We start from the raw sequence: 23837 nt of genomic DNA, 5'->3' as shown, positions 1-23837 counted from the left end.
TCCGGGGCGATGCCCATGCCGCCGAGGGCGTTCCCTTTCGGGTTAAAAGAACCCGATCCAAGTCGGACTGCAGATCCGGTGCCAAACAGGAGCCTACATGCAAACCGTTCTACACTCCCGCCGGCATTTCTGGATCGCCACGTGGCCCGACTGGGTGGCGGAGTATTCGCTGTCTTCGGTCACACCGCTGGGCCAATGGTGGGCCACGGTGCCGAAAGAGAGGCATCCCTACCACGCCGCCGCGCGGGACTACCTGAGGGCGCACTGGCAAGAGCCATGGGGCGACCGCCGGCAGGAGATCGTGTTCATCGGCGCAGGTATCGACTGGCCCGCGCTGAAGGCGCGGCTGGACGCGGCGCTGGTGCCCGAGAGCGCGGCACCGGGACCGGACCACCTGCCCGACCTACCCGACCCGTTCCCCGCATGGCGGAGGGCCGCGGCATGACCCTGCACCCGATTGTTCCAAAAGGCGCCGGGTCGGGCGTACTGAGCGTCAATGGCCCCGAGGACATGGGCGCGATCCGGCTGCCGGGCGTGGGGGGCGTGATCTGCCAGCGCAGGCTTCTCGAAACCGTGCTGCATTGGCTGGAAACGCTACCACCCGAGGTACTGCCCACGACCCAGGTCATCGTGCGACCCGGCGAGATTGCCTCGGCCGTCAGCCTGGCCTGCGACGAGGCGGGACTGCTGGACACGCCCGAGCGCCGGATCCTCATCGACGATATCGCGGGGCTGGCGACCACGTTTGGTGAGATGACACGTACGCGGTGGCTGCGCCTGCGGTTGGACGCGGTGACGACGAATGCCTGCCGCCGGTTCCACATCGACAGGGTCACGGCCCGGCTCGTGTGCACCTATCGCGGCACGGGCACGCAATACGGTGTGGCGCGTGACGATGTGCCGGCCACCATCCATACGGTGCCGACCGGATCGCCCTTCGTCATGCGCGGCACGCTCTGGCCAGCGCAACCCGATCCGCACCTGCTGCACCGATCGCCACCTATCGAGGGCACGGGCGAAACTCGCCTGATGCTGGCGCTGGACCCGGTCACCGATCCGGACGACGAGTCATGAGCCGCAACATCGCCACCAGCCTGCGCCGCCGCCGGCGCAGCGACCCGATGCGCGATTTCGACGCCCTGCCACAGCCATTGCGCAACTGGATGCACCAGGCGGCGCTGGCGTGGTCGCCCGCCTCGTGCCGCCGCATCTGGCAAAAGGCACGGGCCGAGGGCGAAGCGCCCGACGCCATCCTGGCCCGGCTCGACCGGGCAGAGCGGATCACGCTTGCCCGCGACAGGCTGACCTGTCGGACCGGCAACCCAGAGACATGACGAGAGGAGAGGACCGAACCGCATGAAATGCAACTCCTCCCTGATCCCGGCTGCAAAGTTTGCCGCGCCCGCGCTGGCTGGTGACGCGCTTGATGCCGTCGCCCAGGTCGAGACGCAATTACTGAAAGTTTCCAGAGCCACACGGATTTGAGCGCTCGTACCGTGTTGGCGCCGTTGCATTGGCACGCATCTGACTTCATCAATGAACCCTGAAAGGACCTGTCATGAAACCGATCTATCTGGCCCTGGCCACCACGACCCTCGCCGCATCCGCAATCGCGCAGGACACGCGCGAGCTGGACGCGCATGTGCACGGCGTCTCGACAGTCGAGATCGCGATCGAACACGGTGCGATTGAGATCAACCTCCTGTCGCCGGGCATGGACATCGTCGGCTTCGAGCACGAAGCGACCTCTGCCGAGGACAGGGAGGCCGTGGCCGCCGCGATCCGTCAATTCCTGACCCCGGAAGAGATCGTGGCCCTACCCGATGCCGCAGGCTGTCAGCTGAACGCGGTGCTGGCCCATTTGCACACCGGCGATCACGAGCACGACGAAACCGATGAGCACATGGAAGGAGACCATGATCATGACCACGATCACGATCAAGCGGAGGCCGACGCGCACGAACATGAACACGGTGATGAGGCCGAGGCCAAGCATAGCGAATTCCACGTCACCTACGGCTTTGCCTGCGAGGATGAGGACGCGCTGACCTCCATCGCTTTCCCGTTCTTCGAGCGCTTCCCCAATGCCGGGGAAATCGAGGTTCAATACGTGACCGAGGCCGGTGCGGGCACGGCGGAACTGACGCCAGACGCCGCCGAAGTCGCTTTCGAGTAGCGATGGCGGACCCGGCCCTGACTCTGCAAGACGTGCGGTTCCGCTGGCCGGGGCGGACGTCTTTCGGGATGTCGGTGCCGGAGTTCCGGCTGGACCGGGGCGAAAGCGTTCTGCTTCTGGGTGAAAGCGGGTCGGGCAAGTCCACGCTCTTGTCGCTCGTCTGCGGGATCGTCACCGCCGATGCCGGTCGGGTGGATCTGGCCGGCACCGATCTTGCCACCATGCGGGCTGGTGCGCGCGACAGGTTCCGGGCCGAGCGGATCGGCGTCATTTTCCAGCAATTCAACCTGCTGCCCTATGCCAGCGTGTCGGACAACATACTGCTGCCTTTGAAGTTCGCGCCGGAACGGCGCAAGCGTGCCGGCCCAGACGATGCAGCAAGGTTGTGCACCGCATTGGGCCTGCCCGGCGACATCATTCAGGCCAAGGCCGGGCGCCTTTCGGTCGGCCAGCAGCAGCGCGTCGCCGTCGCCCGCGCCCTGGTCGGTCAGCCGCCCCTGATCGTCGCGGACGAGCCGACTTCGGCGCTCGATGCCGCGACGCAGGATGCGTTTCTGGGCCTTTTGTTCGACCAGATCGCGGCGGCGGGTTCGTCTCTATTGATGGTCAGCCATGACGAAAGGCTGGGCGCGCGGTTCGACCGGGTGGTGCACCTCACTGACATCGCTTGCGTCGAAAGGCAGGCCGCATGATCCTGCGCCTTGCCTTCGGCTCTCTCATGGCGCGCGCCCTGACCGTCAGCATGACGGTGCTGGCCATAGCGCTGTCGGTCGCGCTGTTTCTCGGGGTCGAGAAGGTGCGCACCGGCGCCAAGGCCAGTTTCGCCGACACTATTTCGGGCACCGACCTGATTGTCGGGGCGCGCTCGGGATCAGTTCAGTTGTTGCTTAATTCCGTATTCCGGATCGGCAACGCCACCAACAACGTGACCTGGGAAAGCTACCGCGATATCGCCGACCGGCCCGAGGTGGACTGGATCGTGCCCATTTCGCTGGGCGACAGCCACCGACAGTTCCGGGTGATGGGCACCACGCAGGCGTTCTTTGAGCACTACAAGTATCGCGGCGATCGGTCTTTGGAGATCGGCAATGGCCACGGGCTGGAAGATCTTTACGACGCGGTCATTGGTGCCGAGGTCGCGGCAACGTTGGGCTATGCGGTCGGCGACCCGATCGTCGTGTCACACGGGCTTGCGTCCTTTACCCATCACGACGATCAGCCCTTTCGCGTGGCGGGCATCATCGACCGCACCGGCACCCCGGTAGACCGGACCGTCATCGTCAGCCTGGAGGCGATTGAGGCGATCCATGTCGATTGGCAGTCCGGCGTGCAAATTCCCGGCCAAAGCACGCCCGTCGAGCAGATACGTAAGATGGACCTGTCGCCTTCGGCGGTGACGGCCGCGCTGGTCGGAGTCAAGTCAAGGCTTCAGATCTTCGGCCTGCAACGCTGGATCAACACTTACCCCGAAGAGCCGCTGCTGGCGGTCCTGCCCGGTGTCGCCTTGCAGGAGCTGTGGCAGATCGTCGGCGTGGCCGAAACCGCGCTGATCGGCGTGTCCGCGATGGTGGTGGTGACGGCCCTCCTGGGCATGATGGCAATGATCTTTTCCTCGCTCAACGAACGCCGGCGGGAAATGGCGATCTGGCGGGCCATGGGCGCGCGCCCGGCGACCATCCTCGGCCTGCTCGTGCTGGAAGCGGCGCTGATGGCCGCCTTGGGCGCCCTCCTCGGCCTCGCGCTGCTTTACGGCGGGCTGGCGCTGACGCAGCCGGTGGTGGACAGCGCCTTCGGCCTCTGGCTACCGATCGCGCCGCCGAATGGGCGGGAACTGGCCACTCTCGCAGGTGTGATCGTCGCGGCGGCGCTTGTCAGCCTGTTTCCGGCCCTCAGGGCCTACCGCCTGTCGCTGTCTGATGGCATGATGGTCAGGATATGACACGCACGCATCCCTCTCGCCGGGCCGTCCTGGCCATGCTTGCAGCAACCCTGCTTCCGGGCCGGGCCATGGCCAGCCAGTACCGTGTGATTGAATGGCCGGACCTGATGCCCAAGGGCGTGCCCTATGGCGAGATCATCGGCCCCGGCAAGATCGACGAGGCCAATGACACCTGGGTGCCGGAATACGATCGCAACGCGTGGCGGATGAACACGCGCCTCAACGGCAAACCGATCAAACTGCCCGGCTATATCATCCCGTTCGACGTCACTGCGCAAGGTGTCACCAGCTTCATGCTGGTGCCCTACGTGGGCGCCTGCATCCACACGCCTCCACCGCCACCCAACCAGCTTGTCTTCGTCACCACGAAAACCCCCTGGCCCAGCGACTCCCTATGGGATCCGGTCTGGGTCTCGGGGCGGCTCTCGGCCAAGTCCATGAAGACCCAGATCGCGGATGTCGGATACCGGATGACCGCCGAGCGGATCGAGGTCTACGAATGGCAGTGAAAGGCCTGACCCGTCGGTCCATGCTTCTATTCCTCGCCGCATCGGGGTTTGCCGGGCAGGCGCTGGCCGACACGGTGGTTGCGTTGGAATGGCGCGACCTTCTGCCAGAGGACGACACATCTCTGCCCGGCAACCTGCAAGGTATCCTGCCGCATGACGAAAGCAGCATGGCAGCCCGTCAGCCGCCATCCACAGGCATCCGCACCGACTGGACCGGCAAGATCGTCCAGATCTCGGGCTTTATCGTGCCGCTCGACCACGAGGGTACCGGCATCACCGCGTTCATCCTGGTGCCTTACATCGGCGCCTGCGTCCACGTGCCCCCGCCCCCGGCGAACCAGCTGGTCTTCGTGACCACCGGCACGCCCTTCGAAAGCTCCGGCATGTTCGAGCCCGTGACGGTCACTGGCATGTTCGGCACGGCGTCGCGGTCCACCCAACTGGCCGAGATCGGCTATGCCCTTTCGGCGGACGATATCCAGAGCTTCAGGCGTTGAATGAGCCGGTGGGACAAACAAACGAATAGACTTGTTCTCCAGAATTGCCCGATTGCCGAGGTACGTCGCGTCAAACCAAAAGAACGATACGTCAAAACCGAAATTTCAGCTCCAACCTGAGCAGGTACTCGTTCTGCACGACCTGAAGGGCTGTCTTGGCCCGTAATCACACGTCCGCAATTGATCCGAGCAAGGCCTACTCTGCGGGACGAAGCACCTGTTCCCCGCAACTGCACAAGGTCTGCCGCCGAGCGCAATCTGAAGCTGTCTAGGTGCGGTCAGACCCCATTGAGCCGAGCCTGCAAGCAATGGTCTTTCAACCTGTCGCTTGAAGCCTTCGCTCCAGTGTTCCGAATGAACACCGCTTCAAACTCAAGTGTAGGTAGTCATGCGCTGACGTCTCATGTCATTCTGGCTCGGCACGTTGTCCCTGGAGATGCGTGGATTCCTGTCGAATTCTGACGGATTCCTAAAGGCGGCTTTCGGACAAGGATGGTAGCGTGACGGAAACGACACCGGGCGAGAACTGGGCGGCGCTGTATGATGCACGCCGGCGCCGCAACAAGAGGAATGTCATGGTCGATAATCTTGATCACCGGGCGAACTGCGGCGACAGAACTGTTTGTGCGGCAGGTTCGCCGAGCGCGGGCAGCGTCTGATGCCGTCTGTCCTGCTGAATGCCGCCTGCGACGGCACCCGTGACGGCGAGGCTTATGCGGCCGACCTTCGCCGGGCACTTTTCGAGCTGTGGAGCAATGTCCTTGAACGGCGTGCACCGCACGTGTCCGAATGGGCGCGGAACGACAGCGAGGGGGCGATCCCCACCGGGGCCGCTGCCGTGCCTTATCTTCAGGCCCTGAATATCTGGTTCCAACTTTTGCGTATCGTCGAGGAAAATGCGGCGATCCGCGACCGGCGCCAAACCGAAACGCAAACCGGGGCCGAAACCGTGCCGAGCAGTTTCGCGCAGGCCCTCGACCGCCATGATCTGACCCCGGAACGCCTCGCAGAGATCTCGGCCAGCCTTTCCGTCGGACCGACCCTGACCGCGCATCCGACCGAAGCCAAGCGGGTGACGATCCTGGAAATCCACCGCAGGATCTATCGCAGCCTCGTTGCGCTGGAAGCGCAACGGTGGACCACCCGCGAACGCACAGGCATTCTGGCCGATATCGAAGGCGAGATCGACCTTCTATGGATGACGGGCGAACTGCGGCTGGAACGTCCCGGCCTGAGCGACGAGATCGAATGGGGGCTGCAGTTCTTCCGTGACGGAATCTTCGACGCCGTGCCGCAGGTGTTCGAACAGTTCGAGCAGGCGGCAGCGAACCGCTTCGGGACCTTCGACATGGTTTCGCCTTGCATCCGCTTCCACTCCTGGATCGGAGGCGATCGTGACGGCAATCCGAACGTGACCACCGACAGTACCGCCCATGCTCTCAAACGGGCGCGCGATACGGCGATGGACATGTACCGAGAGCATCTGCGCATCGCCGCCGAGCGTCTGAGCATTAGCAACCGGATCGTCCCGCTGAATTCGGAGATGCAGGCAGAGCTAGAGCGCCTCGCCTCGGTTTCACCCCACCGTGACCGCAACCCCAACGAGCTTTTTCGACAGGCGACTTCCGCGATCCTGCACCGGCTTGAAACCTATCGCCATGTCAGCCATTTCATCACCGACCTCGAAATCATCGAGACCGCGCTCGCCTCGGTCGACGCCCGGCATCTGGCGCAGCGTTATATCCGCCCGGTGCGCTGGCGGGCACAGGTTTTCGGGTTCAGCATCTATACGCTCGACATCCGACAGAACTCGACCGTAACAACAGAAACGATCGCGGAGATTTGGCGCCAGCGGGACGATGGCAACGTGCCGGAGTATGGCGATCCGGCGTGGTCGAAACGGCTTCGGTCGGAACTGTCTGAGCCGCAGCTGCCTGCACCTGACGGCAACGCGCTGTCCGATCAGGCAAACGAGTTGATCGACCTGCTGACCTTGATGTCGAAACGCCGCTACGGGCCGGACCCGGCCGCGTTAGGCCCCTTCATCCTGTCCATGACGCGCTCGTCCGACGACCTGTTGGGGGTCTTCCTGCTGGCCCGGTACGCAGGGTTCGGCGCCGAAACACTGGAAATCAAGGTCGTGCCGCTGTTCGAGACCATCGAGGATTTGCGCGCCGCCCCCGATATCCTTCTTGGCCTGCTCGATGTTCCGCTGGCGAAGCGCAGCCTGACGCGGGACGGTTCGGCTATCGAAGTCATGCTGGGCTACTCGGACAGCAACAAGGATGGCGGCTTTGTCTGCTCGACCTGCGAGCTTGACCAGGCACAGCGCAGGATCACGCGCGTTCTGAAATCGAAAGGTCTGACCCCGGTCTTCTTCCACGGCCGCGGCGGTTCGGTCAGTCGTGGCGGCGCGCCGATGGATCGCGCCATCGCGGCGCAACCGACCAACACCGTTTCGGGACGGATGCGGCTGACGGAACAGGGCGAGGTGGTGTCGGCCAACTACGCCAACCGCGGTACCGCCGCCGCGCACCTTGAGCTTTTGGCGTCCAGCGTTCTGAAGCATACGGCGGATGCGGACGACCCACCCCGCGCGCCGGAATTCAACGAGGCGCTGGAGGCGCTGTCAGGCTTGTCCCAGACCGCCTATTCCACGCTGCTGCACATGCCCGGCTTCATCGACTATTTCCAGCAGGCCAGCCCGGTCGAGGAACTGGCAATGCTCAAGATCGGCTCGCGTCCCGCGCGCCGGTTCGGTGCCGCGTCGCTGGCTGACCTGAGGGCGATACCGTGGGTCTTTGCATGGTCGCAGAACCGCCACCTGATCACCGGCTGGTATGGGTTCGGTTCGGCCATCGAAGCGTTCCGGAAGTTTCAGGGCACCCGTGGCGAAGACACGCTTCTGGCGATGTTCGAGCGTACCAAGCTCTTTCGCCTGATTGCCGACGAGGTCGAGAAGTCCTTGTTCCAGGCCGATCTGGACATTGCGAAGGAATACGCGTCGCTGGTCACGGATGACGATATTCGGCGGTGCGTGACTGATGCGATCGCCAAGGAATACGCGCTCGCATGCAGCGGTATCGCTTTCCTGACCGGGAGTGAGAAGATTGCCGAAAGGTTTCCGCGTATGCGCGCGCGTTTCGACAGGATTCGCCCCGGACTGGACCGGGTCAATACCCTGCAGGTCGCATTGCTACGCGAGGTGCGGTCCCGTGAAGAGCCGAACCGTGTTTCCATCCCGCTCCTGCAATCGATGAATTCGATTTCATCGGGCCTTGGATGGACCGGATAGCTCAGGACAGGGCAAAAGGCTGCAGATCATTGCGCCACGAACCCTTGGCGGAAACAAGTTCGTATCACTCATCTGCTGGTTTCCGAAACCGGACATGCGTGTAAGTTCCAGCATCTGTCGATATCGCCTCGGCGCGGCCGTTTTCCGCAATATGACCGGATGGCTGCTTTGCGGCAAAAGGGCCGGTCAGGTCGAGCTGCTCACGCCTTCGAACACGTCTCGAAGAGACGAGGCGTCCTGCGCCTCCTCGAAATTCTCTTCGTCCTCGAAACCACGTGCGTAATCCCAACTCGTTGTGATTTGGCGACAATGAAGATAGTAGAAGTGATGCTCGAAGTTTCTTTGTGCACCGGATATTCCGTGGACGCGCCAGTACCTGCCGGCCAAAGGCCCTTGCGGGTCCAGGCACCATTTGGGCTGCATCCGCGCATCCGCACCCCGTCGCTGAAGAACGTGGTCGGCATGCGTGACCTTTGCCGAGCCTTCCGGTTTGCGTGCATAACGCCAGCGTCCGCGAATGGACATGTAGCCGTCCGCCGTGGACTTGACTGCGGAAAAAACCGTCTCGTCATCGCGGCCCAGCACCAGTTCGTCGATATCAACCGACAAAACAGCATTCGCCTCGGCCAGATATTTCCTGTGCGCGACATGCAGCATCGACAGGTGAAGAAACTTCGAGCCGATCTCGACCCGCGTCGTTGCGCGTGGTCCGAATGGGAAAGGCGCCGAAATCACCTCGGCGGCTTCGATCGCCTTCACATTGGCGATTGTCTGCCTGATATCCTCGGGCGAATAGGCATCGCTTCCATTGTCAATCAGCACGACAGCGTTTGCCCCATGCCGTCGTGAATAGAAAGTCAGCCAGTCCTCGATCCACTGAAGGTCGTTGTTTTTGGATATTGCGACGAGGGCGTTCTTTCCCCGGAATTTTTCGAGGTTGGAGCGATTGATTTCCACGACCTCTTCGAATTGCGGGGTCCGGGGCTGAAACAGGCGCAGATGCTTGGGATCCGGATGCGGCGATGAAAAGGTCACCTCATTCGTGCGAGGCCCCAGCTTGACGATGTTCCGCTCCTGAACTTCGACGCCATCGACCTCGAGGATCGCGTTCTTGAAATAGTTCTTAAGGTTCCTCAGATCCGGACCGATCATGCGGACCAGATTGTTCGATCCGTCATAGAAGACATCGTAAAACAAGGTTTGACTGTCGTAAGAGGCGACGAATGCTTCATCGTCCTGTTTCTCGACGGGGACCGCCCGCAGGAACTTGTGTCCTTCGGGAAGTACGATACTGCTGAGTTCGCCCATTGCGTTGTTTGCTCGTTGGTCTGTCATTGAGGTGCCAGGTTCTCGCTAGTTTATGCATGTCGGCAATTGCCTCAACAGAAAGAAGATTTCGGAGGCGAAAAGAACGACATCTGTTGTTCAACTATCGCAGGAGCGTGACGGGGCGCTATTGCCCGAATGCCGATGGTCGAACATGTCGACACTCAGCGCACAGATTTTTCTTTGGACAGGCCCGGACAGGGGGTATCAAATCGCCAGACAGGCAACAGCGTCTACCGTCGCGACGGTAGGATGCTACCCCAAGTGACGGAAAGAGAAATCGAGCCAATGCCAAGTGACAAACCGATACAGATCGTAAAGGACCGGGCCAACGAACGCTCGGCGGATTTCATCGAAGCCAACATCGCCAACGCGCTTCTGTTCGGCAGGAAGTCGCATCTTCTCGATTATGTGGCCACCTTGATTAAGGATGAGGGGCTGATGATCGAGTGCGGCGTCTTCACTGGCGGCTCAATCAACCATATGGCGGGCCTGCATCCCGATCGAACACTGTTCGGCTTCGACAGTTTCGAGGGCTTGTCCGAGAACTGGACAGGCAACCATCACAAGAGCGGGCATTTTGATCTCGGCGGGCAACTTCCGAACGTCGAGCCCAATGTTGAACTCGTCAAGGGCTGGATCGACGACACATTCCAGCCTTTCCTCAAGAAGAACCCGGGCGACATCGCCTATCTTCATGTCGATACCGACACATATCAACCGGCGAAGACCATTCTGCAACTGGCGAAACCGCGGCTGCGCGTCGGCTCTGTCATCCTGTTCGACGAATTGTTCGGGTACCCCGCGTGGGAGCATCATGAATACAAGGCGCTCACCGAAACCATTCCCGAGGACAAATATGAATTCGTGGCGTTTTCACAGATGCAGGCTGCGCTGCGGATTACCAAAGCCCTGAAATAGGTCGGGTGCCGGTTCCACGGTCGTGCGATCGTGACGTATCGAAAGGCGGCTCGGCCCTGAGGCGGGGCAAGCCGGGCCTTCCGCGTGAGCCTCTCAGGGAGAAACCAGTAGCGCCGGCAAACGCTCGCCCTTCGCTTCGGCGGCAAGAAAGACGCGGGAGGCATCGAGCGCCTCGCGGATGCAGACATCCATGTCGAGATAGCGGTAGGTTGCAAGCCGACCGAGGAAGGTTACGCCTTGCGTTTCCTGCGCGGCCTTTACGTAGAGCGCGAGTTGTTCCTTTTCGTTCGTCAGGCGGATCGGGTAGTAGGGGATATCGTCTGGCCCTGCCTCGCGCGAGTATTCGCGGGTGATGATCGTGCTGTCGTGGCTTTCCCAAGGTGCGAAATGCTTGTGCTCGGTGATGCGGGTATAGGGCACATCCGGTTCGCCGTAGTTCATGACCGGACAGCCCTGGAAATCGCCGCTGGTGCGCTCGTGACGGAAATCGAGCGTGCGGTAGCCCAGATGCCCGTGGACGTGGTCGAAATAGGCGTCAAGCGGCCCGGACCAGAAGAGATGCACGCCGTCCGGCACCTCTGCGGGATCGAGCGCTGTCGAGATGTGCACCGTGATCGAAGGATGGTCGAGCATGGCCTCGACCATTGGCGTGTAGCCGTCGCGCGGAAGCGCCTGGTGGGCATGGGCAAAGTAGCTCCCCTCGTAGGAGAAGCGGACCGGCAGGCGCTTGAGGATCGACGCGGGAAGTTCGGTCGGGGACCGGCCCCACTGTTTTTCGGTGTAACCCTTGAAGAACGCCTCGTACAGGTCGCGGCCGATCATCGAAAGCGCCTGTTCCTCGAAATTTTCAGGGTGCGCGATGTCTTCGGCGATGTCGGCAAGGAAATCCCTCGCCTCGGCCGGTCCCATGGCGCGGCCGTAGAACTGGTTGATCGTGGCAAGGCTGATGGGCAGCGGGAAGACACGCCCGCCAACGGTCGTCCAGACCTTGTGGTCGTAAGGCACGAAGGTGGTGAAGCGGTTGACGTAGTCCCACACCTCGTCATCCCCGGTGTGAAAGATGTGCGGCCCGTAGCGGTGCAATATGATGCCGGTTTCCGGGTCGCGTTCGGTGTAGCAGTTGCCGGCAATGTGGTCTCGCGCCTCGAAGACCTGAACGTGATACCCGGCCTCCGCCAACTCGCGTGCCACGACCGCCGCGGACAGCCCCGCGCCTGCGATCCACACGTCTTTCTGGTTACCTTCGCCGCCCGTTTTCTTTTGCATATCCATCACCTGTATGGGGTCGAATGCCCCAGTCCCTGACCGTCTGAGCAACGACCTCGAGACCGTTCATCTTCGTTTTCTTGTCTCAGTTTATGTGTCTGTAACATTCAATCATTCAGCCACCGATTTGGGAATCCCCAAACTCTGACGACCCTAGCTGAATTCATTCACCTTGGAGATTAGCCGTCCATACGTATCTTTCTTGGCCTCACCTGGACATAGCTTCAGGCTACCATGGCTGTGCTCGTTCGAGACCAACAAGGACACAGCCGGGTTGCGCTTCGACAATTCCACGATCGAATGCATCGGAACACGGTCATCTTCGGGGCCGTGTATCGCGAATACCGGCGTATCTACGGTGTCGGCAAGGCTTGGAAAGGCGAATCCGCCCGAATAGCAAATTGCTCCACCGACCTCGGGTACAGACAGCCCGAGATGTGGTGCCAGGTAAAGAACGTTCAACGCCGTGATTGCTCCGGCCGATCCGCCCGCCAAGACAAGCTTACCGCTGAAATTGAACTCGTTTCTGTTGGCTTCCATCCAAACCAGCAGTGCGCACGCGTCTTCCAATGCGGCCAATGCCTCGCTGCGCCGAAAGCGTGCCGGAAATCCTGAAATGGCCAGCGCTTCCAACTCACTCATTCTCGATCTGGTACTTTCCGACAAATCCAATCTCTTGGCACCCAGCCTGTACTCTGGGAACGCCACGGAGATATTTGATTTGGTTAGCCACCGGGCGATCGCGCGATGGTCACCATGCACAATACGCCCGGTACGGAAACCTCCCGCATGAAAACAAACGACCAAGGGACTCGGTCCCGGCCCGTTGCCTTGGTAAACATGCACATTCAGAGATATCGGCACTCCGCGCCTGATTGTATCCCGATAACAGCGGACAAAATCAGGTTGGTACCCGAAATCGGTATATTGAACTTCGTTCTTACTCACGGATTGCTCCAACCCGTGCACCACAGGCCTTCGGCAGATTTTTCGTCATAGGCCCTCTTGGCAGACCTGGTTATTTCGGAGGGAGCGTATCAAGTCTCTGACGGTGTTGGAAGTTCGGTTGCCAAGCGTCAACTCATATGCGGCAGACGAGGCCACAAAACCCGCACTGGTGATCAGGTCGCAGGACCTGGGCAGAGTCTCGATAGACGTACCGCCTCGGGAATAACATTCCAGGCCCGAGACTGGCTGGGGCGATCATCCTCAATCACCTCGGGGCCAGCAGTCAGATATCGGCCATTCCAGCGACAGAAGTTCGTTATCGGAAGACGCGGCTCACGCATGGCGGGCGGTCGTGCAGCGAATATCGCAGGCGCTTCAACCTGTTCCCGCAGTCAGACCATGCGCGCTCAAGGCGGACACGGCGCATGCTTCATCGTTGTCCGAGCTATCACCCGTGATACCGATTGCCCCGATCAGCGTCTCATCGCGGTATATCAAGACACCGCCGGGAACAGGCACCAGCTGGCCCCGGTTCAGTGCGTTCATGGCGTCGATAAAGAACGGTTGTTCCTGTGCCCGGGTATACAGCGCCCGCGACCCCAGGCCCATTGCCACTGCACCTTTTGCCTTGCCCTGTGCAATTTCCGGTCGCAGGTTGCTCGTGCCATCCTCGCGCTGAAGCGCAACAAGATGCCCTCCGGCATCAATCACCGCAATCGTGAGGGGTTTCATGTCATGCGCATGCCGATACTCCAGGGCAGAAGCGATCAGTGCATTCGCAAGTTCAAGGTTCATGAAGGCAGCTCCTCGAGGTCGGGCCGGCACGCCTGTGCAAGCCGGCCCGACAATCAGCTTTAGTTATAGAAATAATCCACCAGGAATAGTGGGATGGACGGGATGTACGTGCACATCAGGAGCACGGTCAACAGAACCGCGACAAAGTAGATGTTGACCTTGCTCACTTCCCAGATGTTCGCCCGCGCCACCGCACATGCCGTGATCAGAACACTGGCCACGGGCGGCGTTTGTTGCCCGATGGCAAGGTTCAGCGTGACAACAAGCCCAAAGTGGATCGGGTTGATGTCAACAGCCTCGATCAACGGGATGACAATCGGCACGACGAGGATGATGGCCGCAGCCGAATGCAGGAAAAACCCGATGATCAGGAAGAAGAAGTTCAGGATCAGCAGGATCAACCACTTGTTTTCCGTGAGGCTCAAGATCCCCGCCGCCAGTTCCTGAGGATACTGTGCGCGCGTCAGAAACCCGCCCATCACCACAGATGCCGCCACCAGCAGCATGACCACCGCCGTCTGCATGCCACCGTCGAGCATCGACTGCTGCAGATGTTTGAAATCCACCTGGCGATACCACAGGCTGATCGCGATGGCTGCCAGAACGGCAAGGCCCGCGGCCTCGGTCGCCGTGACGTAGCCGCCAAAGATGCCGCCAAGGATGATGACCGGGAGCGCGAAGGTCGGCAGCGCGTCAACGAACGTCTCCCACACGCGACGGCCCGAAAACGCCTCCTCGCGCGGCAGGTCGTAGCGACGGGCGAAGTAATAGGCGACGCCCATCAGACCCGCCGCGCCCATCACCCCCGGAACCACGCCGGCCACGAACAGCTGCTCGACCGAAACATTGGCCGAGGTCGCGTAAAGGATCATCGGGATCGAGGGCGGAATGATGATCGCAAGCGACGCCGAAGACGACGTCACAGCCGCGGCGAGCGCGCCGGAATACCCACGCTTCTTCATTTGCGGGATCAGCACCGACCCCATCGCCGCCACGTCCGCAACGGCAGAGCCGGATATTTCGGCAAAGAACAGCGACACACCGATATTGACATGCGCCAGCCCGCCCCTGATGAAGCCGATGAGGGCCGCCACGAAATTGATCAGCCGGTCGGTGATACCGCCGGCGTTCATGATTGCGCCGGCAAGCACGAACATCGGGATCGCGATAAGCGAGAACTTGGTCGCGCCGCTATACATGTCCAGCGCGACATTCACGAGCGAGTTGGTGCCTTCGAGCGCCAGCAGCCCTCCGATCGCGGACACGGCCAGCGCAATTGCGATCGGCACGTTCAGACAGATCATCGCGACCATCGCGATGAAGATACCGAGCATCAGCATCAGGCGTTCCCCGCTTTCTTCATTTCGGTTTCGACCTCTTCCTCGATCTCGGCATGTTCGAGCGACACGCCGGCGGCCGTCTTGCGCCAATAGTCAGGAAGACTCAGCGCCTGGCATATCAGGAACAGGATCGCGCCGACCGGGATCACCGATTGGGTGAAACTGACAGGCACCCATGTGACCGATACAAGCGACATGCCCCCGAGGATCGACATGACCGTGAACCCTGCCCAGGCCAGAAGGATGAAAAAGCCGGCGGTCGTGGCCTCGGCCAACGCCACTGCCCACATGCGCGCGGGCATGGGGATCGCAAGCAGCACAGTATCAAAGCCGATATGGCGACGCCGCAAAGCGGCCAGCGCCGAGCCGTAATAGGTGATCCATGCCAAAAGGATGGCGGCGATCTCGTCGTACCAGGCCAGGCTTGCCCCCAGTAGACGGTAGATCACCGCGACGACGACGATGGCGGTCAGGATAACCATGAGAAAGACCACGAAGTACTCCAGGGCAACTTCGAAGAATTTACGCAGTGAGTTGAACATGATGGGTCCCTGCCGGGCGGCGTGCCCGGCGATAGTCTTGCGACGTTTGGTGCTCAGGTGCAGTACTGTTTGCGGGGGGCCGCTGACGGCCCCCTGCGCAGTCGGGATCAGGAACCGGAAGCGAGGCTCTGAATTGTCTCGATCAGCTCCGCACCGCCGTCGACACTCGTCGCGAACTCTTCATAGATCGGCGCCGAGGCATCGATGAAGGCCTGGTTGTCGGCCTCGTTGACCTCTACCCCGGCCTCGCGGATCACCTCGAGAAGTTCGGTCTCCAGCTTCGCCGCGTGCTCATAGACGAAGTTCTGCGTCTCGGCACCGCACGCTTCAAGCTCGGCACGTACGTCCTCAGGCAGCTTCTGCCACTGGTTTTCGGCCACGAGGACATAGCCCGGCGTGTAGACGTGCCCGGTGATCGAGAGGTACTCCTGCACCTCCTGGAACTTGGCCGATGCGATCTGCGCATAGGGGTTTTCCTGACCGTCGATCACCTTGGTCTGCAACGCGGTGAAAACCTCCGAGAACGCCATCGGCGTCGGGTTCGCACCATACAGCTGGAACATCTTCACACGCCATTCGCCGTTCGGCGTGCGCAGCTTGACGCCCTCCAAGTCCTCGGGCTTGTTGATCGGACGCACATTATTGGTGATGTGGCGGAACCCGTTCTCGAAGTAACCGATGATCCGGTATCCCTCACGCTGCGCCGCCGCTTGGAATACGTCGCCCAACTCGGCCTGGATACGGCGCATGTGATCGCGATCCTTGACTATATAGGGCATCTCGAACACGCCGAATTCCGGCGCGACCGACGACATCACCGAGGAGGGCAGAGAGAAATCCACCTGCCCCAGCTTCAGCTTTTGCAGCAGTTCGCGGTCCTTGCCCAGCTGGCTGGCACCGAAGGTCTGCACCTCGGCCTTGTCGCCCAGCTTGCCATTCGCGCACTCGGCAAAGGCGTCCGCGGAGGCCTCGAAGAGCGATCCGGGGTTGCCGACATGGCCGAAGCGCAGGGTCATGTCCGCCGCACTTGCGGCAAGCGGCATGGCAATCGCCGCCGCACTGGCCAGGATGGTTGCTTTGAAAGTCATAGTTTCTCCTCCCTTATTGCTCCTCCCAGAGCGTTACTCCGCGGCAAACCGCGTATTATCTGACTTTTTCAGATGCTCCATCGCCGCTTGTGCGCCGCCGGACTGGTGCGGGACGCCAGCCTTTTCCAGCCCCATCTCGACACCGGACAGCGTGGCCATCAGCATCAGGTCGTTGAAATCACCCAGGTGCCCGATGCGGAACACCTTGTCGGCCACTTTTGACAGTCCGTTGCCAAGCGAGATGTCATAGTGCTTCAGTGTCGTCGCGCGGAACGCATCGGCCGAATGCCCTTGCGGGACCAGAACCGCGGTCAAAACCCCGGATTCCTGCCCCTGCCTGGCGCAAAGCACTTCCAGCCCCCACGCCCGCACCGCGGCGCGCGTCGCGGCACCATGCCGTGCGTGGCGCTCAAAGACGTTGTCCAGACCTTCCTCATGCAGCATGTCGATCGCTTCGTTCAAACCATACAGCAGGTTCGTTCCGGGCGTGTACGGGAAATACCCCGTGGCGTTTGGCCCGACCATGTCGTGCCAGTCCCAATAGCTGCGCGGCATGGTTACCGACTTGGCATGCTCCAGCGCCCGGTCGCTCACGGCGTTGAAGCTCAGCCCGGGCGGCAGCATCAGCCCCTTCTGAGAGCCCGACACGCACACATCGACACCCCATTCATCGAAACGGAAGTCGACCGAGGCAAGGCCCGAGATCGAATCGACCATAAAGAGTGCCGGATGGCCCGCCGCGTCGATCGCCTTGCGCACCTCCTCGATCGGCGACACAGACCCCGTCGAGGTTTCGTTATGCACGACGCAGACCGCCTTGATCTCGTGGTCCTTGTCCTCGCGCAGACGCGCCTCGATCCGGTCGGGCTCGGCCCCGCCGCGCCAATCACCTTCCAGAAACTCCGGCTCCAGCCCGATCTTGCGCGCCATCTTGCTCCACAGCGTCGCGAAGTGCCCGGTTTCGAACATCAACACCTTGTCGCCCGGCGACAGCGTATTCACCAGCGCCGCCTCCCACGCGCCAGTGCCCGAGGACGGGAAGATGAACACGTTCTGCTCGGTCTTGAAGATGGTCTTCATGCCGTCCAGCGCCTTCTTGCCGACATCGGCAAAATCGGGGCCGCGATGGTCGATGGTCTGCTGCCCGATCGCTTTTAGTATTCGGTCTGGCACGGCACTCGGGCCGGGAATTTGCAGGAAATGTCTGCCAGCTTGGCGCATTGCAACTTGTCCTTCCAGGCGCGCCGTTGGTCGGCACGATTTGATGTTGCCTCAGCGTAATTATGAATTCATAATTCAGTCAACTGAAAAGTTCCGGGTCTGGAATTACGCCCGAAACAGGAAGGGAAAACAGAACACGATGCGCAACAACAGTCGCCTTTCAAGCCGCTTGAGCCGTGCTGTCGAAGGCTCGGTGATGGCCGATTCCGCTGCGCGCGCCCGCTACGCGACCGACGCATCGATCTACCAGATGATTCCCGACGCGGTCGTGGTGCCTCGCACCGTGAAGGATATCGAGGCGGCCATGGAAATCGCCCGGGAAGAAGCGGTGCCGGTACTTCCGCGCGGCGGCGGCACCTCGCAATGCGGCCAGACGGTCAATCGCGCCGTGGTCCTGGACAACACCCGGCACCTGAACCGCATTCTGAACATCGACGCCGAGAACATGACCGCCCGGGTCGAGCCCGGCCTGGTTCTCGATGAACTGAACCGCGCGCTGAAGCCGCACGGACTCTGGTTTCCCGTCGATCCCTCCACCGCGTCGCGCTGCACGCTCGGCGGCATGGCCGCCAACAATTCCTCGGGCGGCAAATCCTTGCGCTACGGAATCATGCGCGACAATGTCCGTTCGATCTCGGCCATTCTGCCTGACGGCACCCGGGCACGTTTCGACACCGACGCCCCCGAACCCGGCAGCTACGCCGACCTGGTGGCCGACATGCGGGCCCTCGGGCGGCGCGAAGCAGACGAGATCGACGCCCGCTTTCCCAAGGTCCAGCGTCGTGTGGGCGGCTACAATATCGACGCGCTGACGCGCAATGACCTGAACATGGCACATCTGCTCGTCGGCTCGGAAGGCACGCTGGCCTATTTCACCGAGCTCGAGCTCGGCCTCGCCCGCCTTCCGGGCGAGAAAGTCACCGGGGTTTGCCACTTTCCCACCTTCTACGCGGCGATGGACGCGGCCCAGCATCTCGTCACGCTCGACCCGCAGGCGGTCGAACTGATCGACGATACGATGGTCGCGCTCGGCCGCGACATACCCCTCTTCCGCAACACGATCGAATCCTTCGTCGAGGGCGATCCGGCCGCGCTCCTGCTGGTCGAGTTCGCTGAAGGCAGCGCCGAGGCCAACGCCGCCAAGCTGGCAGAGCTGTCCCGGATGATGGGCGACCTCGGTTACGCATTCACCAACAACGCCAAGGCATGGGGCGGTGTCGTCCCCGTGACGGACAACACCCTGCAGAGCGCCATCGCCGAGTATCGCAAATCGGGCCTCAACGTGATGATGTCGATGAAAGAGGCCGGCAAGCCGATTTCCTTCGTCGAGGATTGCGCCGTGGCCCTGCCCGACCTTGCGGAATACACCCAGGGGCTGACCGATATCTTCACGCGCCACGGCACGAAGGGCACGTGGTATGCTCACGCGTCGGTCGGCTGCCTCCACGTGAGGCCCGTGCTCAACATGCGGCAGGACAAGGACGTCAGGACCATGCGGTCCATCGCCGAGGAAGCCTTCGACCTGGTCAGGACGTACAAGGGATCGCATTCCGGCGAACACGGCGACGGGATCGTACGGTCGGAATTCCACGAAAAGATGTTCGGCCCGCGCATCGTCTCGGCCTTCGAGGAGGTCAAGGCGCGGTTCGATCCGGGCGGCCTCATGAACCCCGGCAAGATCGTGCACGCCCCTGCGATGGATGATCGTCGCGTCTTCCGCTACGGGCCGGACTATGACGTGCCGGAGTTCGAGACCGCGCTCGACTGGTCCGCGTGGCCGGGCGCCGGGGGCGGCTTTCAGGGCGCGGTCGAGATGTGCAACAACAACGGCGCCTGCCGCAAGCTCAAGGGCGGTGTCATGTGCCCGTCCTTCCGCGCCACCAGGAACGAGCGCGACGCGACGCGCGGCCGCGCCAACACCTTGCGCTTCGCGATCAGCGGACAGATGCCCGGTGGTCTGACCTCGGATGCCATGGCCGACACGATGAAATACTGCGTGTCCTGCAAGGCGTGCCGCCGCGAATGCCCCACCGGCGTCGACATGGCCCGCATGAAGATCGAAGTCCTGGCCGCCCGGCGCCGGAACTCCGGCCTCACGCTCGCGGACAAGCTGGTGGGCTACCTGCCCCGCTACGCGCCAACGGCGGCCCGGCTCGCGTGGCTCATGAACCTGCGCAACAAGATCGGCCCGGTGCGCAAGCTGACCGAAAAGCTTACAGGAGTGTCGCACCGCCGTGACCTTCCGGTCTGGTCCTCGAATCCGTTCCGCGATGACGAGGCGCAGGATGCCAACCCCGATGTCCTGCTGTTCGCGGATGTCTTCAACCGCTACTTCGAACCAGAGAACCTGCGCGCCGCGATCCGTGTCCTTCGCGCGGCCGGCAAGCGCGTCGCGGTGGCCCGCGATGACAGCGGCAGGTCGCTCGATTGCGGACGCACCCTGCTGGCAGTTGGATGCGTCGACGAGGCCCGTTCTGAGGCGCAACGCGTCATCGACGCGACAAAGGCGGCCGTGGCAAACGGGGTTCCCGTCGTCGGGCTCGAACCTTCGTCGATCCTGACATTCCGCGACGAGTTCCTGGCTCTTTGCCCCGGCCACGAGGCGCAGGCGTTGGCGTCGGTCACGCACACGTTCGAGGAGTATCTCGTCCAAGTCGCAGACCTTCCGATGCAGCCGATTGACCGCCCGATCTACGTGCACGGCCATTGTCACCAGAAGTCCCACGATGCCGTCAATCCGATGCTCGACCTGCTCAATCGCATCCCCGACGCAGACGTGACCATGATAGAAAGCAGCTGTTGCGGCATGGCCGGCGCCTTCGGCTACGCGCCCGAGACCATTGACGTGTCGCTCAAGATGGCCGGCCTCGATCTCTTTCCGGCCCTCGATGCGGCGCCAAGGGATGCGTTCATCGTGGCCGACGGCACCTCCTGCCGGCATCAGATCGCCGACGGCACGCCCCGGCGCGCGCAGCATGTGGCACGCTTGCTGGATCAAGTAATTGAATATTAGGATGCGGTGATGAACCTGAATGAAAGCATCAAGCGACCGACCCTCCACCAGGAACTGGTCGAGCGATTGCGCAACCTGATCGTGGAAGATGCCCTCAAGCCGGGCGAGAAGGTTCCCGAAAAGGAATTGTGCGAAACCTTCGGCGTCTCGCGGACTCCGCTGCGCGAAGCGCTCAAGGTTCTCGGCTCCGAGGGCTTGGTCATCCTGCAGGCGAACCGGGGCGCACGCGTCGCAGAGGTGACACGCGCCGAAGTGGAAAGCACGTTTCCCGTGATCGCGGTGCTGGAACAGCTCACCGGCGAACTGGCCTGCCGCAACCTGAGCGATGCCGAGATTCAAGCCATCGAGAAACGCCACGCCGCGATGGTCAAGGCCTACAAGGCCCGGGACCGCCAGACCTACTTCAAGGCCAACCAGGACATCCACAACGCCCTGCTGATAGGCGCGCGGAACGAAATCCTGGAAATGCATCACCGCATGCTCGGAATGCGCGTCCGCCGGGCGCGGTTCATGGTCAACCTGTCTGAAGAACGCTGGGCCCAGGCGATCGAGGAACATGAAGACATAATGGAGAAACTCCGCGCCGGAGATGCGCAGGGGCTCGGTCAGGTCATGAAGACGCACATGATGAACAAGTTCGCGGCGCACCTGAAGGCGATGGGCTCCGGCGGCCTCGAGTCCGACAGTGCCTGAAACGCCTACACCACGATGACGGAACCAACTCCCGAACTAGATGCGCGGCGTGCACGCCGACGACGGCTCGCAGCCCGCCCGTGCAGGGCGTAGCTCCCGACGCACCGCACCTTGTTCATGTTCCGATCAGCCATGCCCCGTTTTCCTGTGGAGACCTTCTTGAAATGACAGACGAACTCAACTCGCAGCTTCGCGATAAGACCCTCTGGATCGCGTTCAATCGCCCCGAGGCGCGCAATGCCCTGACCTTCGCCATGTACGAGGAACTGGCCGACATTTGCGCCAACGTTCCGACGGACGGGTCCGTGCGCGCAGTGGTCATCCACGGCGCGGGCGGCAAGGCCTTCGCGGCGGGTACAGACATGACGCAGTTTCGCGGCTTCAAGACGGCGCAGGACGCGCATGACTACGAGAACGAGATCACCCGCATCCTGACCGCCGTCGATACTTGTCCCGTGCCTACCGTGGCCGCCATCCACGGCGCCTGTACCGGCGGTGGTGCCTCGATAGCCGCGGCCTGTGACATCAGGATCGCCAGCGCACAGCTGAAATTCGGCTTTCCCATCGCCCGGACGCTCGGCAATTGCCTCAATGCCGGCAACCTGGCCCGGTTGAGCGAACTTATCGGCGCGGGGCGCGTCCGCGAGATGATCTTCACCGCGCGCCTGATGACCGCCGACGAGGCACTGGCAGCCGGCCTCGTCTCCGAGGTGCTGAGCGATGAAGACGCCCTGCTGCTGCGTGCCGAGGCTCTGGCCGAGCATCTTGCGGACATGGCGCCCCTGACCCTGCGGGCCACGAAAGAGGCGATGCGCCGCAACCGCGAGGCGCTCGCTGTGGAAGACAACGATCTCATCGCCATGTGCTACATGAGCAAGGATTTCAAGCATGGACTCGAAGCTTTCCTGAACAAGACCAAACCCGAATGGAGTGGAGAATGAGCAGCCAAGGTCCCCTTGCCGGCATGAAGGTCATCGAACTTGCGCATATCATGGCCGGCCCGGCCTGCGGCATGATGCTGGCCGATATGGGCGCAGACGTGATCAAGGTGGAAAAGCCCGACGGCGATGACAGCCGCCGATTCCTGCCGCCCGAAATCAACGGCGAAAGCGCCGCCTACCTGATGATGAACCGCAACAAGCGCGGCATCGCTTTGAATCTCAAGGATCCCGATGCCATCTCGGCTCTGGGCAAACTGCTCGAAGATGCCGACGTGGTAATCGAAAACTACCGTCACGACACGATGGAACGCCTCGGGCTTGGCTACGACACACTGCGGAAAAGAAACCCCAAGCTGGTCTATTGCGCCATCTCCGGATTTGGCCGCACCGGCCCCTATGCAGAGCGCGGTGGCTTCGACCTGATTGCACAGGGCATGTCGGGCCTTATGTCGATCACGGGCGAGGGGCCGGGCCGTCCGCCGGTCAAGCCGGGCGCGCCGATTTCCGATATCACTGCGGGGTTTCTTGCGGCTCTGGGGTGCGTTTCAGCCTATTCACATGCGCAGAAGACGGGCCAGGGACAGATGGTCGACACCTCGCTCTTCGAGGCCGGCATCTCGCTAACATACTGGCAATCAGCAATCGCCTTCGCGACAGGCGAATCGCCGGGCGCCCTCGGGTCGGCGCATCCGCTCAACGCGCCCTACCAGTCGTTTCGCACGCGCGACGGCTGGATCAATATCGGCGCCGCAAACCAGCGCAACTGGATGCGCCTGCTCGAGATCATTGACGCACCCGAACTCGGCAGCGATCCCCGCTTCGAGACCAACCTCGCCCGCATGCAACATCTGCAAGAGCTCGTTCCGATCCTCGAAAGCCACTTCATGCAACACGACACGCAAGACTGGCTGGACCGGATGGAGGCCGCGGGCCTGCCCGCGGGCCCCGTGATGACCATCTCCGAGATGCACAACGACCCGCAGGCTCTGGCACGGGACATGATCGTGGAAACCGATCATCCGAGGGCCGGCGCGGTCAAGGCCATCGGACTGCCGATCAAGTTCAGCGACACCCCGGGCGCCGTCACCACCCCGGCGCCCACGCTCGGTCAGCATGGCGCGGAAATTCTGACCGAACATGGGTATTCGCAGGACCAGATCCGTTCGCTTGAAGAAAAAGGAGCGCTCATAGCCTCTTAGTGGATGGGCTGCCGTCGCTTAGGATAGGCGAAGCCGAGCGAGGTCATCGCAAAGTTCGACACTTTCGGCAGCCGTCGATCGAACCGCCTCGACCTTTCCTTCGGGACCATTGGCCTCCAAGGTATGAA

Annotated in this window: 23 protein-coding genes and 1 pseudogene; 16 read left to right on the top strand and 8 right to left on the bottom strand. The window is 61.9% G+C overall.

Going from position 1 to position 23837, the window contains the following annotated elements; genetic code table 11:
- Positions 1-106: 106 nt before the first annotated feature.
- From FIU85_RS14510 to FIU85_RS14470, 11 genes and pseudogenes are all read left to right on the top strand, one after another.
- A pseudogene (locus FIU85_RS14510) lies at positions 107-445 on the top strand (GTP-binding protein); the annotation flags it as partial.
- Entirely contained in the window at positions 424-1074 is a 651-nt protein-coding gene (locus tag FIU85_RS14505) for a DUF1826 domain-containing protein (protein WP_254702910.1), read from the top strand. The pseudogene FIU85_RS14510 and the gene FIU85_RS14505, both read left to right, overlap by 22 nt.
- Positions 1071-1334 (top strand): DUF6525 family protein, encoded by a 264-nt coding sequence (locus tag FIU85_RS14500; protein ID WP_152493740.1) that lies wholly within the window; start codon positions 1071-1073, stop codon positions 1332-1334. Before FIU85_RS14505 ends, FIU85_RS14500 begins: the two co-directional genes overlap by 4 nt.
- 22 nt (positions 1335-1356) lie before the next feature.
- Entirely contained in the window at positions 1357-1485 is a 129-nt protein-coding gene (locus tag FIU85_RS22525; RefSeq protein ID WP_302849150.1) for a hypothetical protein, read from the top strand.
- 73 nt (positions 1486-1558) lie between these two features.
- Complete coding sequence (locus FIU85_RS14495) at positions 1559-2176, top strand: DUF2796 domain-containing protein (RefSeq protein WP_152493741.1); 618 nt, start codon at positions 1559-1561, stop codon at positions 2174-2176.
- Between the two features lie 2 nt (positions 2177-2178).
- Entirely contained in the window at positions 2179-2868 is a 690-nt protein-coding gene (locus FIU85_RS14490; protein ID WP_152497406.1) for an ABC transporter ATP-binding protein, read from the top strand.
- Entirely contained in the window at positions 2865-4115 is a 1251-nt protein-coding gene (locus FIU85_RS14485) for an ABC transporter permease (RefSeq protein ID WP_152497405.1), read from the top strand. The genes FIU85_RS14490 and FIU85_RS14485 overlap by 4 nt, the downstream gene beginning before the upstream one ends.
- Positions 4112-4624: a DUF3299 domain-containing protein gene (locus tag FIU85_RS14480; RefSeq protein ID WP_172978891.1), complete on the top strand. Its 513-nt coding sequence runs from the start codon at positions 4112-4114 to the stop codon at positions 4622-4624. Before FIU85_RS14485 ends, FIU85_RS14480 begins: the two co-directional genes overlap by 4 nt.
- Positions 4615-5121, top strand: coding sequence for a DUF3299 domain-containing protein (locus FIU85_RS14475; protein WP_152493744.1), 507 nt, complete (start codon positions 4615-4617; stop codon positions 5119-5121). Before FIU85_RS14480 ends, FIU85_RS14475 begins: the two co-directional genes overlap by 10 nt.
- Before the next feature lie 500 nt (positions 5122-5621).
- A complete protein-coding gene (locus FIU85_RS22065) occupies positions 5622-5780 on the top strand; it encodes a hypothetical protein (protein ID WP_172978890.1) in 159 nt (52 codons plus the stop codon).
- Positions 5780-8416 (top strand): phosphoenolpyruvate carboxylase, encoded by a 2637-nt coding sequence (locus FIU85_RS14470; protein ID WP_152497404.1) that lies wholly within the window; start codon positions 5780-5782, stop codon positions 8414-8416. The genes FIU85_RS22065 and FIU85_RS14470 overlap by 1 nt, the downstream gene beginning before the upstream one ends.
- Positions 8417-8602: 186 nt before the next feature.
- Here FIU85_RS14470 and FIU85_RS14465 read toward each other — a convergent pair whose 3' ends face one another.
- Complete coding sequence (locus FIU85_RS14465; RefSeq protein WP_172978889.1) at positions 8603-9751, bottom strand: hypothetical protein; 1149 nt, start codon at positions 9749-9751, stop codon at positions 8603-8605.
- A 129-nt stretch (positions 9752-9880) separates the two neighbouring features.
- Between FIU85_RS14465 and FIU85_RS14460 the strand changes: the two genes are divergently transcribed.
- Positions 9881-10663, top strand: coding sequence for a class I SAM-dependent methyltransferase (locus tag FIU85_RS14460; RefSeq protein WP_152497403.1), 783 nt, complete (start codon positions 9881-9883; stop codon positions 10661-10663).
- 93 nt (positions 10664-10756) lie between these two features.
- On the opposite strand, the gene glf is transcribed toward FIU85_RS14460, so the two are convergent.
- From glf to FIU85_RS14425, 7 genes are all read right to left on the bottom strand, one after another.
- Positions 10757-11929, bottom strand: a complete 1173-nt coding sequence (gene glf, locus FIU85_RS14455) for a UDP-galactopyranose mutase (RefSeq protein ID WP_152497402.1) — start codon at positions 11927-11929, stop codon at positions 10757-10759.
- 153 nt (positions 11930-12082) lie between these two features.
- Positions 12083-12877, bottom strand: coding sequence for an alpha/beta hydrolase (locus tag FIU85_RS14450; RefSeq protein WP_152497401.1), 795 nt, complete (start codon positions 12875-12877; stop codon positions 12083-12085).
- 375 nt (positions 12878-13252) lie between these two features.
- Positions 13253-13672 (bottom strand): heme-binding protein, encoded by a 420-nt coding sequence (locus FIU85_RS14445; protein WP_152493750.1) that lies wholly within the window; start codon positions 13670-13672, stop codon positions 13253-13255.
- Positions 13673-13731: 59 nt separating this feature from the next.
- Positions 13732-15012: a TRAP transporter large permease gene (locus FIU85_RS14440; protein WP_152493751.1), complete on the bottom strand. Its 1281-nt coding sequence runs from the start codon at positions 15010-15012 to the stop codon at positions 13732-13734.
- Positions 15012-15554 carry a TRAP transporter small permease gene (locus FIU85_RS14435; RefSeq protein WP_152497400.1) on the bottom strand — a complete coding sequence of 181 codons (543 nt, stop codon included), beginning with the start codon at positions 15552-15554 and terminating at the stop codon, positions 15012-15014. The genes FIU85_RS14440 and FIU85_RS14435 overlap by 1 nt, the downstream gene beginning before the upstream one ends.
- A 107-nt stretch (positions 15555-15661) precedes the next feature.
- Positions 15662-16642 carry a TRAP transporter substrate-binding protein gene (locus tag FIU85_RS14430; RefSeq protein WP_152497399.1) on the bottom strand — a complete coding sequence of 327 codons (981 nt, stop codon included), beginning with the start codon at positions 16640-16642 and terminating at the stop codon, positions 15662-15664.
- A 33-nt stretch (positions 16643-16675) separates the two neighbouring features.
- Complete coding sequence (locus tag FIU85_RS14425) at positions 16676-17863, bottom strand: alanine--glyoxylate aminotransferase family protein (protein ID WP_152493754.1); 1188 nt, start codon at positions 17861-17863, stop codon at positions 16676-16678.
- Positions 17864-18032: 169 nt separating this feature from the next.
- On the opposite strand from FIU85_RS14425, the gene FIU85_RS14420 reads away from it, so the two are divergent.
- From FIU85_RS14420 to FIU85_RS14405, 4 genes are all read left to right on the top strand, one after another.
- On the top strand, positions 18033-20876 hold the full coding sequence (locus tag FIU85_RS14420; RefSeq protein WP_368372967.1) for an FAD-binding and (Fe-S)-binding domain-containing protein: 2844 nt from the start codon (positions 18033-18035) through the stop codon (positions 20874-20876).
- 9 nt (positions 20877-20885) lie between these two features.
- On the top strand, positions 20886-21569 hold the full coding sequence (locus FIU85_RS14415) for a GntR family transcriptional regulator (protein WP_152497397.1): 684 nt from the start codon (positions 20886-20888) through the stop codon (positions 21567-21569).
- A gap of 164 nt (positions 21570-21733) precedes the next feature.
- Entirely contained in the window at positions 21734-22510 is a 777-nt protein-coding gene (locus FIU85_RS14410; protein WP_152493757.1) for an enoyl-CoA hydratase/isomerase family protein, read from the top strand.
- Positions 22507-23709: a CaiB/BaiF CoA-transferase family protein gene (locus FIU85_RS14405; protein ID WP_216648875.1), complete on the top strand. Its 1203-nt coding sequence runs from the start codon at positions 22507-22509 to the stop codon at positions 23707-23709. Before FIU85_RS14410 ends, FIU85_RS14405 begins: the two co-directional genes overlap by 4 nt.
- The last annotated feature ends 128 nt before the right edge of the window (positions 23710-23837 follow it).

It is taken from the genome of Roseovarius sp. THAF8 (assembly GCF_009363735.1).
Taxonomy (GTDB): Bacteria; Pseudomonadota; Alphaproteobacteria; order Rhodobacterales; family Rhodobacteraceae; genus Roseovarius.
Note: the sequence above shows the minus strand (reverse complement) of the source record. Positions and strands in the feature narration are given on the sequence as shown.

Coding starts and splice junctions, on each gene's coding strand:
- FIU85_RS14475 (WP_152493744.1), top strand. CDS start 4,615: ATGGCAGTGAAAGGCCTGACCCGTCGGTCCATGCTTCTATTCCTCGCC.
- FIU85_RS14445 (WP_152493750.1), bottom strand. CDS start 13,672: ATGAACCTTGAACTTGCGAATGCACTGATCGCTTCTGCCCTGGAGTAT.
- FIU85_RS14490 (WP_152497406.1), top strand. CDS start 2,179: ATGGCGGACCCGGCCCTGACTCTGCAAGACGTGCGGTTCCGCTGGCCG.
- FIU85_RS14405 (WP_216648875.1), top strand. CDS start 22,507: ATGAGCAGCCAAGGTCCCCTTGCCGGCATGAAGGTCATCGAACTTGCG.
- FIU85_RS14465 (WP_172978889.1), bottom strand. CDS start 9,751: ATGACAGACCAACGAGCAAACAACGCAATGGGCGAACTCAGCAGTATC.
- FIU85_RS14425 (WP_152493754.1), bottom strand. CDS start 17,863: ATGCGCCAAGCTGGCAGACATTTCCTGCAAATTCCCGGCCCGAGTGCC.
- FIU85_RS14410 (WP_152493757.1), top strand. CDS start 21,734: ATGACAGACGAACTCAACTCGCAGCTTCGCGATAAGACCCTCTGGATC.
- FIU85_RS14485 (WP_152497405.1), top strand. CDS start 2,865: ATGATCCTGCGCCTTGCCTTCGGCTCTCTCATGGCGCGCGCCCTGACC.
- FIU85_RS14480 (WP_172978891.1), top strand. CDS start 4,112: ATGACACGCACGCATCCCTCTCGCCGGGCCGTCCTGGCCATGCTTGCA.
- FIU85_RS14440 (WP_152493751.1), bottom strand. CDS start 15,012: ATGCTGATGCTCGGTATCTTCATCGCGATGGTCGCGATGATCTGTCTG.
- FIU85_RS14500 (WP_152493740.1), top strand. CDS start 1,071: ATGAGCCGCAACATCGCCACCAGCCTGCGCCGCCGCCGGCGCAGCGAC.
- FIU85_RS14470 (WP_152497404.1), top strand. CDS start 5,780: ATGCCGTCTGTCCTGCTGAATGCCGCCTGCGACGGCACCCGTGACGGC.
- FIU85_RS14415 (WP_152497397.1), top strand. CDS start 20,886: ATGAACCTGAATGAAAGCATCAAGCGACCGACCCTCCACCAGGAACTG.
- FIU85_RS14495 (WP_152493741.1), top strand. CDS start 1,559: ATGAAACCGATCTATCTGGCCCTGGCCACCACGACCCTCGCCGCATCC.
- FIU85_RS22525 (WP_302849150.1), top strand. CDS start 1,357: ATGAAATGCAACTCCTCCCTGATCCCGGCTGCAAAGTTTGCCGCGCCC.
- glf (WP_152497402.1), bottom strand. CDS start 11,929: ATGCAAAAGAAAACGGGCGGCGAAGGTAACCAGAAAGACGTGTGGATC.
- FIU85_RS14460 (WP_152497403.1), top strand. CDS start 9,881: ATGCCGATGGTCGAACATGTCGACACTCAGCGCACAGATTTTTCTTTG.
- FIU85_RS14430 (WP_152497399.1), bottom strand. CDS start 16,642: ATGACTTTCAAAGCAACCATCCTGGCCAGTGCGGCGGCGATTGCCATG.
- FIU85_RS14435 (WP_152497400.1), bottom strand. CDS start 15,554: ATGTTCAACTCACTGCGTAAATTCTTCGAAGTTGCCCTGGAGTACTTC.
- FIU85_RS14505 (WP_254702910.1), top strand. CDS start 424: ATGGCGGAGGGCCGCGGCATGACCCTGCACCCGATTGTTCCAAAAGGC.